The sequence below is a fragment of the Aeromonas sp. L_1B5_3 genome (genome assembly GCF_963866575.1).
GTDB classification, from domain to species: domain Bacteria; phylum Pseudomonadota; class Gammaproteobacteria; order Enterobacterales; family Aeromonadaceae; genus Aeromonas; species Aeromonas jandaei.
The window spans coordinates 1-15,799 of sequence record NZ_CAWMDN010000146.1; the positions used below are offsets into that span (position 1 = coordinate 1).

The 15,799-nt window shown below is 59.8% G+C and carries 15 protein-coding genes and 1 pseudogene; 6 read left to right on the forward strand and 10 right to left on the reverse strand.

The annotated features are described in order from the left end of the window. From AACR93_RS19025 to AACR93_RS19040, 4 genes and pseudogenes are all read right to left on the reverse strand, one after another. Positions 1-84, reverse strand: a pseudogene (locus tag AACR93_RS19025) (biopolymer transporter ExbD); the annotation flags it as partial. Beyond that, the gene (locus tag AACR93_RS19030; RefSeq protein ID WP_041210456.1) at positions 81-611 is read right to left on the reverse strand and encodes a MotA/TolQ/ExbB proton channel family protein; all 531 of its coding nucleotides are present in this window, start codon (positions 609-611) and stop codon (positions 81-83) included. The pseudogene AACR93_RS19025 and the gene AACR93_RS19030, both read right to left, overlap by 4 nt. Continuing rightward, a complete protein-coding gene (locus AACR93_RS19035) occupies positions 608-1,915 on the reverse strand; it encodes a MotA/TolQ/ExbB proton channel family protein (RefSeq protein ID WP_043851658.1) in 1,308 nt (435 codons plus the stop codon). The genes AACR93_RS19030 and AACR93_RS19035 overlap by 4 nt, the downstream gene beginning before the upstream one ends. Next, a complete protein-coding gene (locus AACR93_RS19040; protein WP_043851659.1) occupies positions 1,912-2,673 on the reverse strand; it encodes a DUF3450 domain-containing protein in 762 nt (253 codons plus the stop codon). Before AACR93_RS19040 ends, AACR93_RS19035 begins: the two co-directional genes overlap by 4 nt. 210 nt (positions 2,674-2,883) lie before the next feature. Between AACR93_RS19040 and AACR93_RS19045 the strand changes: the two genes are divergently transcribed. Next, complete coding sequence (locus AACR93_RS19045) at positions 2,884-3,660, forward strand: helix-turn-helix transcriptional regulator (protein WP_033115220.1); 777 nt, start codon at positions 2,884-2,886, stop codon at positions 3,658-3,660. A 60-nt stretch (positions 3,661-3,720) separates the two neighbouring features. Here the strand turns inward: AACR93_RS19045 and glmS are convergent, their stop codons facing one another. Further along, positions 3,721-5,553, reverse strand: coding sequence for a glutamine--fructose-6-phosphate transaminase (isomerizing) (gene glmS / locus AACR93_RS19050; RefSeq protein WP_043851660.1), 1,833 nt, complete (start codon positions 5,551-5,553; stop codon positions 3,721-3,723). 56 nt (positions 5,554-5,609) lie between these two features. Continuing rightward, positions 5,610-6,383 carry a DeoR/GlpR family DNA-binding transcription regulator gene (locus tag AACR93_RS19055; protein WP_043851661.1) on the reverse strand — a complete coding sequence of 258 codons (774 nt, stop codon included), beginning with the start codon at positions 6,381-6,383 and terminating at the stop codon, positions 5,610-5,612. Positions 6,384-6,505: 122 nt separating this feature from the next. On the opposite strand from AACR93_RS19055, the gene blrA reads away from it, so the two are divergent. The 5 genes from blrA to creD all read left to right on the forward strand — a co-directional run bounded on the left by blrA (position 6,506) and on the right by creD (position 11,518). Next, a complete protein-coding gene (gene blrA / locus AACR93_RS19060) occupies positions 6,506-7,177 on the forward strand; it encodes a beta-lactam response regulator transcription factor BlrA (RefSeq protein WP_041210465.1) in 672 nt (223 codons plus the stop codon). Further along, positions 7,174-8,595, forward strand: a complete 1,422-nt coding sequence (gene blrB, locus AACR93_RS19065; RefSeq protein WP_043851662.1) for a beta-lactam sensor histidine kinase BlrB — start codon at positions 7,174-7,176, stop codon at positions 8,593-8,595. Before blrA ends, blrB begins: the two co-directional genes overlap by 4 nt. Positions 8,596-8,673: 78 nt before the next feature. After that, the gene (gene blaOXA, locus AACR93_RS19070) at positions 8,674-9,468 is read left to right on the forward strand and encodes an OXA-12 family class D beta-lactamase (protein WP_043851663.1); all 795 of its coding nucleotides are present in this window, start codon (positions 8,674-8,676) and stop codon (positions 9,466-9,468) included. Positions 9,469-9,580: 112 nt separating this feature from the next. Then, positions 9,581-10,060, forward strand: a complete 480-nt coding sequence (locus AACR93_RS19075) for an Lcl C-terminal domain-containing protein (RefSeq protein WP_043851664.1) — start codon at positions 9,581-9,583, stop codon at positions 10,058-10,060. Between the two features lie 117 nt (positions 10,061-10,177). Beyond that, on the forward strand, positions 10,178-11,518 hold the full coding sequence (creD, locus tag AACR93_RS19080) for a cell envelope integrity protein CreD (RefSeq protein WP_043851665.1): 1,341 nt from the start codon (positions 10,178-10,180) through the stop codon (positions 11,516-11,518). 50 nt (positions 11,519-11,568) lie between these two features. Here the strand turns inward: creD and glmU are convergent, their stop codons facing one another. From glmU to atpG, 4 genes are all read right to left on the reverse strand, one after another. After that, positions 11,569-12,930: a bifunctional UDP-N-acetylglucosamine diphosphorylase/glucosamine-1-phosphate N-acetyltransferase GlmU gene (gene glmU, locus AACR93_RS19085; protein ID WP_043851666.1), complete on the reverse strand. Its 1,362-nt coding sequence runs from the start codon at positions 12,928-12,930 to the stop codon at positions 11,569-11,571. A 94-nt stretch (positions 12,931-13,024) separates the two neighbouring features. After that, positions 13,025-13,453 carry a F0F1 ATP synthase subunit epsilon gene (locus tag AACR93_RS19090; RefSeq protein WP_033115239.1) on the reverse strand — a complete coding sequence of 143 codons (429 nt, stop codon included), beginning with the start codon at positions 13,451-13,453 and terminating at the stop codon, positions 13,025-13,027. Between the two features lie 18 nt (positions 13,454-13,471). Beyond that, on the reverse strand, positions 13,472-14,860 hold the full coding sequence (atpD, locus tag AACR93_RS19095) for a F0F1 ATP synthase subunit beta (protein ID WP_026455856.1): 1,389 nt from the start codon (positions 14,858-14,860) through the stop codon (positions 13,472-13,474). Between the two features lie 33 nt (positions 14,861-14,893). Next, entirely contained in the window at positions 14,894-15,760 is an 867-nt protein-coding gene (atpG, locus tag AACR93_RS19100; RefSeq protein ID WP_041210471.1) for a F0F1 ATP synthase subunit gamma, read from the reverse strand. Positions 15,761-15,799 lie beyond the last annotated feature (39 nt).

A 15,799-nucleotide genomic window follows, 5' to 3' on the forward strand; every position in this document is an offset into this window, starting at 1 on the left:
GATCAGCATGATGAACACGATATCCAGCATGGGGGTCATGTCGATCTGCACTTCGTCACGCTGGCGTTTGGATTGCCGTCTCATTGCATTACCTTCTCTTCTCGCAGGCCGTCCCGGGTCTTGGCCAGCGCACGCTTGGCCTGACTCTCGAGCCGACTGAGTAACAACACGCCGGAGAGTGCCACCACCATGCCTGCCATGGTGGGGATGGTGGCGCGGGAGATCCCGCCCGCCATGCTCTCAGGGTTAAAGCGGTTGGCCGCGGCCAACGCATCGAATACGCCGATCATGCCGGTCACAGTGCCCAGCAACCCCAGCATGGGGCAGAGCACCACCAGAGTGCGGATGAAGATCAGATGACGGTTGAGCTCAAGCTCGGCCTCGGCCAGCCAGCGGCTGCGGATCGCCCGGGCGTGCCAGCTATGGCGCTCGCGGCGAGCCTGCCAGCGGCCGAGCAGCTGTTGCTGCAAGGGGCCGAACCCCAGATTGAGGTAGAGCAGCCGCTCGATCATCAAAATCCACATCAGCACCAGCAGGGCTAGAATGACCCAGAGCACCGGACCGCCACGGCCCATGAAGCTCTGCAGCTGTTGCCAGATGTCGAGCATCATGCTGCTCGCTCCATCCCGCCGTTATTGCTCTCGGCGCGCTCGGCCAGAATGCCGGCCACCTGCTGCTCCAGCACATTGGAGAGCTCGGTGAAACGAGATTGCAGCAGGCTGTGGGCCAGGATCAGCGGAATGGCAGCTACCAGACCCTGTACCGTGGTGACCAGCGCCATGGAGATGCCGCCCGCCATGATCTTGGGATCGCCGGTACCAAACTGGGTGATGGCCTGGAAGGTGCCGATCATCCCGGTCACGGTACCGAGCAGACCCAGCATGGGGGCGATGGCCGCGATCACCTTGACCATACCGATGCCGCGCTCCATGCGAGGAGTCTCTTGCAGGATCGCCTCATCAAGACGCAGCTCGAGGGTCTCCATGCTCAGCTCGGGGTGTTTGTCCGCCACCGTCAGCACCCGACCGAGGGCGTTGTCGGCGTGATACTCGCCGCTCTTGAGCTGGCGACGAACCCGACCCAGTTCACGGGAGAGGCTCCACAGTCGTGCCGCCGCAATTCCCAGACCGATGGCAGCCAGCAGCACGATAATGGCGCCGACCTGACCACCTTGCTGTACCTGCTGCCAGAAGGTGGGCGCCTGTGCCAGCATCGCCAGCAGAGTGCCATGAGAAGGATCCAGCGGCAGCGTTTCCCCTTCCTGACCCTGATAAGCTGCAACGGCAGAGAGCACGCTGCCGGGCAGACCCAGTACCGGACTCAAGCCTTCGGCGGTCGGTTGCAAGAGGCCTTCGCTCCCCAGCAGGGCAAAACTGCCAACCCGGGTCAGCGACTGCTCGCTGGCAGCCCCCTGGGCATCGAGCACCTTGCCGTTGAACCGGGCAATCCGGCCAGATTCGCGGATCTCCTGCAGCAGCGTGGCGGGCAGCAGGGCGAGGGCGGCGCGATCCGGCACCTGTTTATCCTGTGCCATGGCTTTCAGCGGAGCGAGACGCTCCGGGTACTGGCCCTCGACGGCGGATTCGCTAAGCAGCTTGACCGCATCGCTGGCGCCCTGACGGGTGACAGCGAAGATCTCGTTCATGTCGCCGGAGGCTTGCTCCCACCGGGCGTTCAGCTCAGTCAGCTGCTTCTCGTTGCTGGCAAACTTGCCGGCCAGCTCCTTGCTCAGGCGCTGGGCCTCGGCCAATTTGGCGCGGGCACTGTTCAGCTCTTTGGAAACAGATGCCAGATCTTGTTGAGCCTGCTGTTCGCGAACCTGTTCTTGCTGTTGCCACTCATCATTGGCGACAGCGGCGTTGGCACCGCAGGAGAGGGCAATAAGGAGGGGGAACCACTTCATGGTGACTCTCATGATTGGGCCTCCTGACTGCGGCTGACAGAGAGGGGGACATTGAGCAACTGGGGAACTTTCTTGTCGGCGGCCACATCCATCGCCTCGGCGATGGGGGAGAGCCACTTGCTATCGAGGGCTTGCCACTGCTTCGCCTCGGCAGACCAGCGCCATGCCTGACTGCGATCAGCAGTCATCGCCAGCAGGGAGATCCGACCCAGCGCCAGCACATCAACCCGACGCGGTGCACCATCCAGCTCCAGCTCGGCGGAATAGTTATCCATCCGACTGCCGTACTCGGCTTCAATCTGATAGGCCTGCAACAACTGGCGGAATTTCTCCGCCTCGCTAACGTCTGCGCGGGCAAGGGTCGCTTTCAACTGTTCAACCCGCTCCAGACGATCTTCCTTGCGCAGCGGGATGTCGTTTTGCACCAGCTGTTCCAGATCGGCCTGCATCTGCAGCATCAGCGGGATCAATCCCTGACGGGTCTCTTGCACCGCCTCCAGCTGCTGGCTCAATTTGCCCAGCTCATTTTGCTGATCGGCCACCAGAGATTGCATGTAGCGGTTGTAGGCTTCGAGGTCACGCAGTTGAAGCTGGGCATTTTGCAGCTCCAGTCGTGCGGCAACGGCGGCATCGGCGGCTTTTTCCACCCGCTGCTGGGAAGCTTTCCCGGCGGCTATGCTGTTCTTGAGGGCGGGAGCAACCAGCTCGTCACCGACCGCAGCAAAGTGGACTGACAGTGGCAACAGTGCCACACCCCATAACTTGTTCATGGAATCACGTCTTATTAATGATAACTATTATCATTATCTCAAATGGAGTGCAGGCTGGCAACGAGAGGATTTTCTTGGCCTTTATGCACAAAAACAGGATAATTTTTAGACACGCACGGATAAATGGCATCGAGTGCCATCTCAAAAAAACATAAATAACGAGAAAAATCTTTTCGATCAGTGTGATAGAGATCGAAAAAGGAGAAAGTCATGCTCAACGATGCTATCTGGGAACACATCGACAAGTTCACCAAGGCAACAAAAACCAGCGATATCCAGCAGCTGCTGGAGCGCTTTAGTCATCAAATGGGCTTTGATTACTTCCGGCTGCTGATTATTTTCCCCATCAGCATGCAAAAATCCCACGTGGCACTGTTCAACAACTGTCCGACCAGCTGGTTCGATGCCTACAGCGAAAACCAGTATCTGACCCAGGATCCGGTGGTCTATCTGGGGCTGAAACAGACGCAGCCGATCTTCTGGAACAAACTCGACTGCGACTCGCCCTGGCTGCCCAGCGCCAGCCGCGACGTGATGAATCTGGCTGCCGATTTCGGGGTGCGCAACGGCGTATCCTTCCCGCTCCACACCCCGCAGGGGGAGCACGGAATCCTCTCATTCATCACCAAGGACAAATCCAACACCGATCTGATGTTTGAAAACGTTCCCCTGCTGTCGTTTTGCGCCAGCTACATCTTCAACTCGGCGCTGCAGCTGATCAAGAGCCGCCCCGATTTGATGAGATACCTGACCGAGCTGTCGGATCGGGAGAAGGAGTGCCTGTTCTGGGCCAGCGAGGGCAAAACCTCCTGGGAGATCGCCACCATCCTCGGCATCAGCGAACGGACGGTGAACTTCCATCTCAATCAGGTGACCAACAAGACCGACTCGAAGAACCGCAGTCAGGCCATCGCCAAGGGGATCACCAGCGGCATTATAGTGCCCTCTCTAGACGAGGTGACCATCACCAACTTGCGCCTCTCCTGAGCTGGGAGCAGCAACAAAAAGAGCCGCAATTGCGGCTCTTTTTTTATCTCTGACAGCGACTTACTCGACCGTCACCGATTTTGCCAGGTTGCGCGGCTGATCCACGTCGGTGCCCTTGATAAGGGCAACGTGGTAGGAGAGCAGCTGCAACGGCACGGTATAGACGATGGGGGCGATCACCTCTTCCACATGGTTGAGGTTCATGACCCGCATGGTCTCGTCGCTCTTGAAGCCGGTATCGGCATCGGCGAAGACGTAGAGGATACCGCCACGGGCGCGCACCTCTTCCACGTTGGACTTCAGCTTCTCCAGCAGATCGTTGTTCGGCGCCACCACAATGATGGGCATCTCGGCATCGATCAGCGCCAGCGGGCCGTGCTTCAGCTCGCCAGCGGCATAGGCTTCGGCGTGGATATAGGAGATCTCTTTAAGCTTGAGCGCCCCTTCCATGGCGATGGGGTACTGACTGCCACGGCCGAGGAACAGGCTGTGCTGCTTGTCGGCAAACTCTTCGGCCAGCGTCTCGATCTGCTTGGCCAGCGCCAGGCTCTCTTTAATGCGCTGGGGCAGGGCGTGGAGCGCCTTGACCAGCTCGGCTTCGGCAGCCGCACTCAGGTTGCCGCGGCAGTGACCGACAGATGCCACCAGCATCAGCAGGCCAGCCAGCTGGGTGGTGAATGCCTTGGTGGAGGCAACGCCGATTTCGGCACCGGCACGGGTCATAAAGGCCAGCGCCGATTCACGCACCAGCGAGGAGCCCGGTACGTTGCAGATAGCCAGCGAGCTCATATAGCCGGACTCTTTGGCCAGACGCAGGGCGGCCAGGGTATCGGCAGTCTCACCGCTCTGGGAGAGGGTGATCAGCAGGCTGTTGGGGCGCACCACGGATTTGCGGTAGCGGAATTCGGAGGCGATCTCCACGTCGCAGGAGACGCCGGCGATCTCTTCAAACCAGTAGCGGGCAACCATGCCGGAGTGGTAGGAGGTACCGCAAGCAACGATCTGTACATGCTCCACCTTTTCGAAGATGGTGCGCGCGCCGTTGCCGAACGATTCGACCACCACGTGATCGCTGCCCAGACGCCCTTCAAGAGTGTTGGTAATCGCCTTGGGCTGCTCGTGGATCTCCTTGAGCATATAGTGGCGATATTCGCCCTTGTCACCGGCATCGTGGGAGATATCGGACTCTTTCTCCTCACGCTCAACCGGATTGCCGCTTACGTCGAAAATGCGCACGTCGCGGCGAGTCACTTCGGCCACATCACCCTCTTCCAGGAAGATGAAGCGACGGGTTACCGGCAGCAGGGCCAGCTGGTCGGAAGCGATAAAGTTCTCGCCGATACCGCGGCCAATCACCAGCGGTGAGCCGGAGCGGGCAACGACCACACGGCTGTCGTCGCGGCTATCCATCACCACGGTACCGTAAGCACCGCGCAGCTGCTTCACCGCCTTTTGCATGGCAGCCAGCAGGGAGTCGGCGGATTTCAGCTCGTGGTGCACCAGATGGGCGATCACCTCGGTATCGGTATCTGAGTTGAACTCGTAGCCCAGCCCCTTGAGGGTTTCACGCAGCTCTTCGTGGTTCTCGATGATGCCGTTGTGCACCACCACGATATGGTCGGAGACATGGGGGTGGGCATTGCGCTCGGAGGGCTCGCCATGGGTTGCCCAGCGAGTGTGGGCGATGCCGGTACCACCGTGGACGGACTGCTCGTCGAGCGCCTTGGCCAGCTCGGCCACCTTGCCCAGACGGCGTACCCGCTGCAGCGGCTGGCTGGCGCTGAACACCGCCACACCGGCCGAGTCGTAACCGCGGTACTCGAGGCGGCGCAGCCCCTCTACCAGAATTTCAGCCACATCACGTTGGGCTACAGCCCCGACGATGCCACACATACACTTCTCCTTGAGATGCAAATCGTAAATTCGGTTGGATGGTTCAGAGCTCGATGTCAGCAAGTGACCGGGGCACAGATAAGCGTCACCCCTTGGGCTTGAATCTGTTCTCTGGCCTCGCTGGCCAGTCCCTCGTCGGTCACCAGGGTATGGATGCTCGACCAGGGAAGTTCGAGATTGGGGATCTTGCGGCCGATCTTTTCCGATTCGACCATCACAATGACCTCCCGCGACACCTCGGCCATGACGCGCGACAAGCCCACCAGCTCGTTGAAGGTGGTGGTACCGCGATCCGGGTCTATGCCGTCAGCCCCGATAAAGAGCTGGTCGAAGTCGTAGGAGCGCAGCACCTGTTCCGCCACCTGCCCCTGAAAGGATTCGGAGTGGGGATCCCAGGTACCGCCGGTCATCAGCAGGGTGGGTTCGTTCTCCAGCTCGCGCAGAGCACCCGCCACGTTGAGGGAGTTGGTCATCACGATGAGGCCGCGCTTGTTGCCAAGCAGCGGGATCATGGCGCTGGTGGTGCTGCCGCTGTCGATGATGACGCGGTTGTGATCACGCAGCCGTCCGGCTGCCGCACGGGCAATGGCTAACTTTCGATTCGAAACTTGTTCGGGGTTCGACTCCACCACCATCTCGGAGGGGAGGGGGACGGCGCCACCGTAGCGACGCAGCAGCAGACCACCGGTCTCCAGCACGGCCAGATCTTTACGGATGGTCACTTCAGAGGTAGAAAAGTGTTTGGCGAGGGCATCGACGCTCACTTCCCCCTGCTCTTGTACCAGGGTGACTATGGTGTGACGGCGCTGCTGAGTATTACGTTTGGTCATTTTTAAGTTTCGATTCGAAAGAACATCGAAATGTTAGCGCCTTTTTTGGAAAAATAAAACAGCAAATAGGATCCGTTTTGCTTCAATGCCAGAATGAGGAGCCGATTTGCGACGAGGATGCCATGCAAAAGAGAGTTATCTGGCTGGTGGAAGATGAGGCCAGCATCGCCGATACCCTGATTTATGCCCTGCAGACCGATGGCTTCGAGGTGGAGTGGTTCACTCTGGGCCAACAGCTGCTGAGCCGGTTGGCCCAGAGCCGGCCCGACTTTCTGATCCTCGATGTGGGGCTGCCCGACATCAGCGGCTTCGAGCTCTGCAAGCAGGTCAGAACGCTGACCGACACTCCCCTGATGTTCCTCACTGCCCGCAGCGAGGAGATTGATCGGCTGATCGGGCTGGAGATTGGCGCCGACGACTATGTGGCCAAACCCTTCTCGCCACGGGAGGTGTGTGCCCGGGTGCGGGTCATCCTGCGCCGCAGCCAGCCCTCGGCCCAGCCAGCCCCATTACTGGCACTGGATGAGGAGCGAGCCCGTATTCACTTTCGCGGTCAACCGCTGGCCCTCACCCGTTACGAATATCTGCTGCTCAAGACCCTGATGCAGGCGCCGGGCCGGGTCTACTCCCGCCAGCAGCTGATGGATCTGGTGTGGCAGGATGCCGAAGAGAGTCTGGATCGCACCGTCGATACCCATATCAAGACCATCCGCGCCAAGCTGCGCGAGCATGATCCCGAAGCCAACCTGATCCTCACCCATCGCGGGCTGGGCTATAGCCTGGAGCTGGCATGAGACTCGGGTTGCAACTGCTGTGCGGCCTGCTGCTGATCTTCGCGCTGGCCGCCTGGTTCGTGCTGGAGATCTTCGTCGAGGAGATCAAACCCGGAGTGCGCAGCGCCACCGAGGATACTCTGGTCGACATGACCCAGCTGCTGGCGCCGCTCGCCCTCGATGATCTGCAAGAGGGCAATATGATGAACGGGCGGCTGGCCAGCGCCTTCGCCCGTCTCAACCAGAATCCCATCAATGCGATGATCGACGGCCACCTCAAACAGCAGGCGGAGTACCGCATCTATGTGACGGATCGTCAGGGGATGGTGATTTACGACTCCGACGGCACGGATCTGGGCAAGGATTATTCCCGCTGGAACGATGTCTACCGCACCCTGCGCGGCCAGTATGGCGCCCGCAGCACCCGCACCGATCCCGACGATGCCGCCAGCTCGACCATGTATGTGGCGGCACCGCTGCGGGAGGGGACAGAGATCATCGGCTCCCTCACCGTCGCCAAACCCAATCGCACCCTGATGCCCGCCATCGAGCGGGGTGAACGGGAACTGCTGCAGGCCGCCGGCCAGATGCTGTTCATCTCGCTATTGATCGGCAGTCTGCTGGTTTGGTGGCTCAACCGCTCCATCGGCAAACTGGTGCACTATGCCGAATCTGTCAGCAAGGGGGAGGCGGCACCACTGCCGCAACTGCACACCGTCGAACTGGATCGGCTCGGCCACGCCCTCGAAACCATGCGCCACCAGCTCGATGGCAAGAGCTATATCGAGGGCTATGTCCACAGCCTGACCCACGAGCTGAAGAGCCCACTGGCGGCCATTCGCGGGGCAGGGGAGATCCTGGCCGAAACGCCGCCCCCCGAGGTGGCCAGGCGCTTTATCGGCAATATTAATCAGGAGAGTGCCCGCATGCAGCAGCTGATCGAGCGAATGCTGCAGCTGGCACGGCTGGAGTCGGGGCAGGGGCTGGATCGGCAAGCGGTAGAGCCGGCCGGGCTCGGCAAGCGGGCGCTCGATGCCCGCCAGATTATCGCCCAGCGCCGGCAGGTAGCGCTGGTGGCTGAGCTGGCCAGCGCGCCGAAACAAAAATGGGACCCGCTGCTGGTGGAGCAGGCCATCGGCAACCTGCTGGACAACGCCATCGACTTTTCACCGGCAGGCGCCAGCGTCACTCTCAGCGGTACCCAGCAGGAGGATGGCTACTGTTTTCGGGTCACCGACAGCGGCCCCGGCATTCCCGACTACGCATTGCCACGGATCTTCGAGCGCTTCTACTCCCTGCCACGCCCGGACAAAGGCAAGAGCAGCGGTCTCGGGCTCAGTTTCGCCCATGAGGTGGCCCACCAGCATGGCGGCCGTCTGACCCTCGCCAACCGACCGGAAGGTGGCGCCATCGCCGAACTCTGGCTGCCGCTCATCTAGCAACGGCCACTTCACATTCACCACACAGAGCGGCGCTATCCTGCCGCTCTTTCACTTATCAACCCAAGGAATCGCCCCATGTCTCGCCTGCTTCTTTCCGGCCTGCTGGCTACCGGTCTACTCTGCGCAGTGCCGGCCTCTGCCGCCAGCGGCTGTTTTCTCTATGCCGACGGCAACGGTCAGACCCTCTCCAGTGAAGGGGACTGCTCCAGCCAGCTGCCGCCCGCATCCACCTTCAAGATCCCGCTGGCACTGATGGGTTATGACAGTGGCTTTCTGGTGGATGAAGAGCATCCGGCGCTGCCCTACAAGCCGAGCTATGACGGCTGGCTGCCCGCCTGGCGCGAAACCACTACCCCGCGCCGCTGGGAAACCTACTCGGTGGTCTGGTTCTCCCAGCAGATCACCGAGTGGCTGGGGATGGAGCGCTTCCAGCAATACGTCGACCGCTTCGACTACGGCAACCGGGATCTCTCTGGCAATCCGGGCAAGCATGACGGCCTGACCCAGGCCTGGCTCAGCTCCAGCCTCGCCATCAGTCCGGAGGAGCAGGCTCGCTTCCTCGGGAAGATGGTGAGCGGCAAGCTGCCGGTCTCGGCGCAGACCCTGCAATACACCGCCAATATCCTCAAGGTGAGCGAGATCGACGGCTGGCAGATCCACGGCAAGACCGGCATGGGCTACCCGAAGAAGCTGGATGGCAGCCTCAACCGCGATCAGCAGATCGGCTGGTTCGTCGGCTGGGCCAGCAAACCGGGCAAGCAGCTCATTTTCGTCCATACCGTGGTGCAGAAACCGGGCAAGCAATTCGCCTCGATCAAGGCGAAAGAAGAGGTGCTGGCCGCCCTGCCGGCGCAACTCAAGAAGCTCTGATCCCCCACATAACCTGACGACAGGGCTGGAGGCCAAAGCTTCGCAGCCCGCTCCGATCATCAGGGTCAGCTCGCCGACACCGGGCTGACCGCCATCCGCACAAGAGACAAAAATGAAATTATTCCTGTGGCTGCTCTGGCTTCCGGCCAGCATGGCGCTGGCCGCCTGCGACCTCTCCGATCGCCTGAGTCGGCAAGGGGGCGTCATCCATGATCGGCTCAACCAGCTCGAATGGCAGGCGTGCAGCCTGGGCAGCGAGTGGCAGGAGGGGAAAGGGTGCGTGGGCACACCGGCCCTGCTGACGCTGCTTGAAGCCAAGGATGAAGCGGCCCGCCTTGGCGAGGGGTGGCGTCTCCCCACCATCGAGGAGCTCTTCACACTGCTCGACGAAAATTGCCGGGCGCCGATGACAGACCCCAACTTCTTTCCGGACATCCATGACAACGGGGAAAATGCCGCTCCCTACTGGACATCCAGCACCATCGAGGAGATGCCGGAACTGGTCTACTACATCGACTTTATACACGGAGTGATCGATGGCCATACCGATCGCTTCGCGCAAGCCGCCCGGCTGGTGCGCTCCCGCCCCTGAACAATCCGACGGCGCCTGATGGCGCCGTTTAGCAGCAGTTCACCGCCACTTCACACAAGCCCATCACCACTTCACGCCGGACTGACAGACTCGCTCCACAGAACAAGGAGACGTGTCATGGTCAAACAGATATTCAGCCACAAAATCTTTCTGCTGCTGTTGCTCAGCCTGCTGCTGATGGTACCAGTGCAATCCATCATGGAGCTGAACCGGGAGCGGCAGATTTACCGCAATCAGGCGATCCAGAGCATCATGGCCAGCAGCAGTGGCCCGCAACGGCTGATGGGGCCGGTTATCGTGCAGCCCTATACCCGTTCGGTGACGGTCGAGCAGGATGGCAAGCGCTTCGTCCGTCAGGAGCAGACCTATCGCTACCTGTTGCCGGAACAGCTCGACGTGCAGGCCACCATGGAGGTGACCCCGCGCAAGCTCGGCATCTATCAGGCGCAGGTCTATCAGACCCGGCTCTCCCTCTCCGGCCGTTTGCCGACAGCGGCTCAACTACAAGAGAGCACGCCGCTCGCCGGGGATGATGAGCTGGTGGCAGGCAAACCCTACCTGAGTCTGGTGCTCTCCGATGCCCGCGGCATCAACAGCGTGCCCGAGTTGCAGCTCGGTAAGCAGCGCACCCCCTTTGCCCCGGGGGCCCGCCTCGGCAGCACCCTGGCCGGGATCCATGCTCCTCTCGACAGCCTGCCGCAGCAGGATGGCACCTTCCATCTGGAGCTCAATCTGCAGGGGATGAACGAACTGGAAGTGGTACCGCTCGGCCGGGAGAGCAAGTTGCAGCTGGCCGGCAACTGGCCCCACCCCAACTTTATCGGCGACTTCCTGCCGGCCAGTCGCAGCCTCAATCAGGAGGGGTTCAGCGCCAGCTGGCAGACCAGCTGGTTCGCCACCGACATGGAGAGCCGCTTCAACCGGGCGATGAACGGCGGGGAGGGAGAACTGCCCACTTTCAGCGTCAGTCTGGTGCAACCGGTGGATCACTATCAGCTCAACGAACGGGCGGCCAAATATGCCCTGCTCTTCATCGGTCTCACCTTTATCAGCTTCTTCATGTTCGAGCTGCTCAAGGGGCTGCGGGTTCACCCGATCCAGTACGCGCTGGTAGGCATGGGGCTGGCCATCTTCTATCTGGTGCTACTGGCCCTGACTGAACACCTCGGCTTTGGCTGGGCCTATCTGGTGGCCGCGCTGGCCAGCGTGCTGCTCAACGGCTTCTACCTCAGCCATGTGCTGGGCGGCCGGAAGCAGGGGATCGGCTTTGCTGCGCTGCTCGGGCTGGTCTATGCAATTCTCTACAGCCTGCTGCAGGCCGAAGAGATAGCTCTGCTGCTCGGCGCCCTGCTGCTGTTCGCCACCCTGGCGCTGATCATGCTGCTGACCCGCAAGCTCGACTGGTATCAGGTGATGGGGAATGTCCCGACGCCCCCCGCCAGCGGGCAGGAGAAATGAAAACAAAACCGGCGCCATCAGGCGCCGGTTTGCATTTCATTGATCGGGCATCACTTCTTCTTGACCGGGCGAGCCCAGTTTTTGATGTGACGCTGGGGTACCCGGGTTATCACGAGTTCATTTTCACCCACGTCCTTGGTAATAGTAGAGCCGGCACCCAGGGTGGCCCCCTTGCCGATGCGAACAGGCGCTACCAGTTGGGTATCAGAACCGACGAACACATCGTCCTCGATGATGGTCTGGAATTTGTTGACCCCGTCGTAGTTGCAGGTGATGGTACCGGCACCGATGTTCACCCCGGCACCGATCTCGGCATCACCCAGATAGGTCAGATGACCGCACTTGGAACCAACCCCAAGACGGGCCTTCTTCATCTCGACGAAGTTGCCAACGTGCGCATCCTGCTCCAGAACCGCCCCCGGACGCAAGCGGGTAAACGGACCCACTGAGCACTGATCTGCCACCTGTGCCCCCTCGATAACCGAGTAGGGTTTCACCTCGGTGTGATCGCCAATGACGCAATCTTTCAGTACGCAACCGGCTCCGATACGAACGTGATTGCCGAGAGTCACCTTGCCCTCAATGATGACGTTTGCATCAATAACGACCTCTTCACCAATTTCCAAAACCCCACGCAAATCAAAGCGTGCAGGGTCGATCATGGTTGCACCTGCAATCATCAGTTTCTCGGCCTGCATCTGCTGATAGCTGCGCTCAAGTTGGGCCAATTGAACCCGATTATTAGCCCCTTCCACTTCAGCGGCGCGCTCCGGATGAACGGCGGCAATCGGGCAATTATCGCCGTGAGCCATCGCGATCACATCGGTCAGATAGAACTCGCCCTGGGCGTTTTTGTTGTCGAGACGAGACAACCATTGACGCAACTGGCCCCCATTGGCCACCAGCACGCCGGTGTTTACCTCACGGATCGCCAGCTGTTCAGCGTTGGCATCCTTCTGCTCGACGATGCCGACCACCTGACCATTTTCACGGACGATGCGGCCATAGCCGGTGGGGTTATCCAGCACTACGGTCAGCAGAGCCATCCCGTTTTCCGCTTTGGCGGCGAGCAAGCGCTGCAGGGTCTCGGGCTGGATCAGCGGGGTATCGCCGTAGAGCACCAGCACGTCATCCTCATCCTTCCAGAACGGGATGGCCTGGGCGACGGCGTGACCGGTTCCCAGCTGCTGGGCTTGCAGCACCCAGTTGACATCAGCCACCACGATCCGCTCTTTCAGCAGCTCGGCACCGTGGCCATAGACCAGATGCAGCTGCTCGGCGCCGACCTGACGGGCGGTATCGATCACATGGGATACCATGGGTTTGTTGGCAACCGGGTGCAGTACCTTGGGCAGGGAAGAGCGCATGCGGGTGCCTTTACCCGCAGCCAGGATCACGACGTTGAGGGACATAAATTGACCTTTGGAACATGAGGAAATACTCGGCGGAGTCTATCCAACGGGCAAAAAAAAAGCGACCCGAAGGTCGCTTTTTACATCACCGTTATTAGCGGTAATTCTTTTTGACGATATCGATGACTCGCAGTTGAGCCATCGCCTTGGCCAGCTCGGTAGCGGCCTGGGCGTAGTCCATATCGCCATGGGAGCTGTGGATCCGCTCTTCGGCTGCGCGCTTGGCTTCCTGGGCTTTCGCCTCATCCAAGTCGTCGGCACGAATCGCGGTGTCCGCCAGCACGGTCACGGCTTCGGGTTGTACTTCCAGCATACCGCCGGAGATGTACAGCACCTCTTCAGTTCCATTCTGCTTCACCAAGCGGACCAGGCCCGGCTTGATGGCAGTCAGCAACGGAGCATGACCGTGGCGGAGACCCAACTCACCTTCGGAGCCTGATACCTGAGCGGATTGCACGCGACCGGAAAACAGTTTTCCTTCGGCGCTCACCACGTCCAGGTGAAAGGAGATCATCTCAGCCATGGGCCCTCCAGTAGAGGCTTACAGTTTCTTGGATTTCTCGACGACTTCGTCGATACCGCCAACCATGTAGAACGCCTGCTCGGGCAGATCGTCATACTCGCCTTTCAGGATGCCCTGGAAACCACGGATGGTCTCTTTCAGCGGCACGTATTTACCCGGAGAACCGGTAAACACTTCTGCTACGAAGAACGGCTGGGACAGGAAACGCTCGATCTTACGGGCACGGGCTACGGTCAGTTTGTCTTCTTCTGACAGTTCATCCATACCCAGGATGGCGATGATGTCCTTCAGCTCTTTGTAGCGCTGCAGTACGGTCTGAACGCCACGAGCGGTCTCGTAGTGCTCTTTGCCAACTACCAGCGGATCCAGCTGACGAGAGGTAGAGTCCAGCGGGTCAACGGCCGGGTAGATACCCAGAGCCGCGATCTGACGGGACAGTACGACGGTCGCATCCAGGTGGGCGAAGGTGGTCGCCGGAGACGGGTCAGTCAAGTCATCCGCAGGAACGTAAACGGCCTGTACGGAGGTGATAGAACCGGTCTTGGTGGAGGTGATACGTTCTTGCAGAACACCCATCTCCTCGGCCAGAGTCGGCTGGTAACCTACTGCGGAAGGCATACGGCCCAGCAGTGCGGATACTTCAGTACCGGCCAGGGTGTAACGGTAGATGTTGTCCACGAAGAACAGCACATCACGACCTTCGTCACGGAACTTCTCGGCCATGGTCAGGCCGGTCAGCGCTACGCGCAGACGGTTTCCGGGCGGCTCGTTCATCTGACCGTAAACCAGAGATACTTTGTCCAGTACGTTGGACTCCATCATCTCGTGGTAGAAGTCGTTACCCTCACGGGTACGCTCACCTACACCGGCGAACACAGAGTAACCGCTGTGCTCGATCGCGATGTTACGGATCAGCTCCATCATGTTTACGGTTTTGCCTACACCGGCACCACCGAACAGACCCACTTTACCACCCTTGGCGAACGGACATACCAGGTCGATAACCTTGATGCCGGTCTCCAGCAGCTCGGTGCTGTTGGACTGATCTTCGTAGCTGGGGGCTTCACGGTGGATTGACCAGCTCTCTTCTTCACCGATCGGGCCTTTCTCGTCGATTGGCTCGCCCAGTACGTTCATGATCCGACCCAGAGTCGCAGTACCGACCGGAACCTGGATGGATTTACCGCTATTCATTACTTCCAACCCACGACGCAGACCGTCGGAGGAACCCATGGTGATGCAACGAACGACGCCGCCACCGATCTGTTGCTGAACTTCCAGCACCAGACCCTGGCCTTGACCTTCGCTAACGACCTTCAGTGCATCGTACACCTGGGGCACGGCATTCTGCGGGAACTCGATGTCCACTACAGCGCCGATGATTTGGACGATGAAACCGTTACTCATGTCAAATCCTCTAAACCTTTGATAACCCTTGCCTTACACCGCAGCAGCACCGGATACGATCTCTGTCAGCTCCTGGGTAATACTGGCCTGACGGGCCTTGTTGTATACCAGTTGCAGATCGTTAATCAGGTTACCGGCGTTGTCAGTCGCGGCTTGCATGGCAACCATTCGGGCTGCCTGTTCACTGGCCAAGTTTTCCACTACACCCTGGTAAACCTGAGATTCGACATAGCGAACCAGCAGGGTATCCAGCAGCTTCTTGGGATCCGGCTCATAGAGGTAATCCCAGTGGTGTTTCTTGGCGAGCTTGCTGTCTTCAGTTACGGGCAAAGGCAGCAGTTGATCGACCCGTGGTTGCTGCACCATGGTGTTGACGAACTTGTTGTACACCAGATACAGCTTGTCAATCTCACCGTTGTCGTAAGCCTTCAGCATGACCTTGACTGAACCAATCAGGTCATTGACGCTCGGGTTATCGCCCAGTCCTGCGACGTGAGCTTTCACCTTGGCGCCGTGCCGTTCAAAGAAGTTGGAGGCTTTGTTGCCGATCAGAGCCAGGTCAACCTTGGCACCTTTCGCGCTCCATTGCTTCATATCATTGAGGGCAGCCTTGAACAGGTTGATGTTCAGACCACCACACAGGCCACGGTCGGTGGAGACGACGATGTAACCCACTCGCTTGACCTCACGTTCGATGAGGTAGGGGTGCTTGTATTCCAGGTTCCCCTGAGCGATATGGCCGATCACCTTGCGCATGGTTTCAGCGTACGGACGGCTGGCAGACATGCGATCCTGCGCACGGCGCATCTTGCTTGCTGCCACCATTTCCATAGCGCTGGTGATCTTCTGAGTGTTTTTCACACTCCCGATCTTGTTACGTATCTCTTTTGCGCCGGCCATCTCTTCTCTCCATCAGGTGGCAGCTTGCGCTGCCACACA

What these genes read in the sequence shown, in the direction of transcription:
- AACR93_RS19030 (WP_041210456.1), bottom strand. Translation starts at nt 611, where the DNA reads ATGATGCTCGACATCTGGCAACAGCTGCAGAGCTTCATGGGCCGTGGC.
- AACR93_RS19035 (WP_043851658.1), bottom strand. Translation starts at nt 1,915, where the DNA reads ATGAGAGTCACCATGAAGTGGTTCCCCCTCCTTATTGCCCTCTCCTGC.
- AACR93_RS19040 (WP_043851659.1), bottom strand. Translation starts at nt 2,673, where the DNA reads ATGAACAAGTTATGGGGTGTGGCACTGTTGCCACTGTCAGTCCACTTT.
- AACR93_RS19045 (WP_033115220.1), top strand. Translation starts at nt 2,884, where the DNA reads ATGCTCAACGATGCTATCTGGGAACACATCGACAAGTTCACCAAGGCA.
- glmS (WP_043851660.1), bottom strand. Translation starts at nt 5,553, where the DNA reads ATGTGTGGCATCGTCGGGGCTGTAGCCCAACGTGATGTGGCTGAAATT.
- AACR93_RS19055 (WP_043851661.1), bottom strand. Translation starts at nt 6,383, where the DNA reads ATGACCAAACGTAATACTCAGCAGCGCCGTCACACCATAGTCACCCTG.
- blrA (WP_041210465.1), top strand. Translation starts at nt 6,506, where the DNA reads ATGCAAAAGAGAGTTATCTGGCTGGTGGAAGATGAGGCCAGCATCGCC.
- blrB (WP_043851662.1), top strand. Translation starts at nt 7,174, where the DNA reads ATGAGACTCGGGTTGCAACTGCTGTGCGGCCTGCTGCTGATCTTCGCG.
- blaOXA (WP_043851663.1), top strand. Translation starts at nt 8,674, where the DNA reads ATGTCTCGCCTGCTTCTTTCCGGCCTGCTGGCTACCGGTCTACTCTGC.
- AACR93_RS19075 (WP_043851664.1), top strand. Translation starts at nt 9,581, where the DNA reads ATGAAATTATTCCTGTGGCTGCTCTGGCTTCCGGCCAGCATGGCGCTG.
- creD (WP_043851665.1), top strand. Translation starts at nt 10,178, where the DNA reads ATGGTCAAACAGATATTCAGCCACAAAATCTTTCTGCTGCTGTTGCTC.
- glmU (WP_043851666.1), bottom strand. Translation starts at nt 12,930, where the DNA reads ATGTCCCTCAACGTCGTGATCCTGGCTGCGGGTAAAGGCACCCGCATG.
- AACR93_RS19090 (WP_033115239.1), bottom strand. Translation starts at nt 13,453, where the DNA reads ATGGCTGAGATGATCTCCTTTCACCTGGACGTGGTGAGCGCCGAAGGA.
- atpD (WP_026455856.1), bottom strand. Translation starts at nt 14,860, where the DNA reads ATGAGTAACGGTTTCATCGTCCAAATCATCGGCGCTGTAGTGGACATC.
- atpG (WP_041210471.1), bottom strand. Translation starts at nt 15,760, where the DNA reads ATGGCCGGCGCAAAAGAGATACGTAACAAGATCGGGAGTGTGAAAAAC.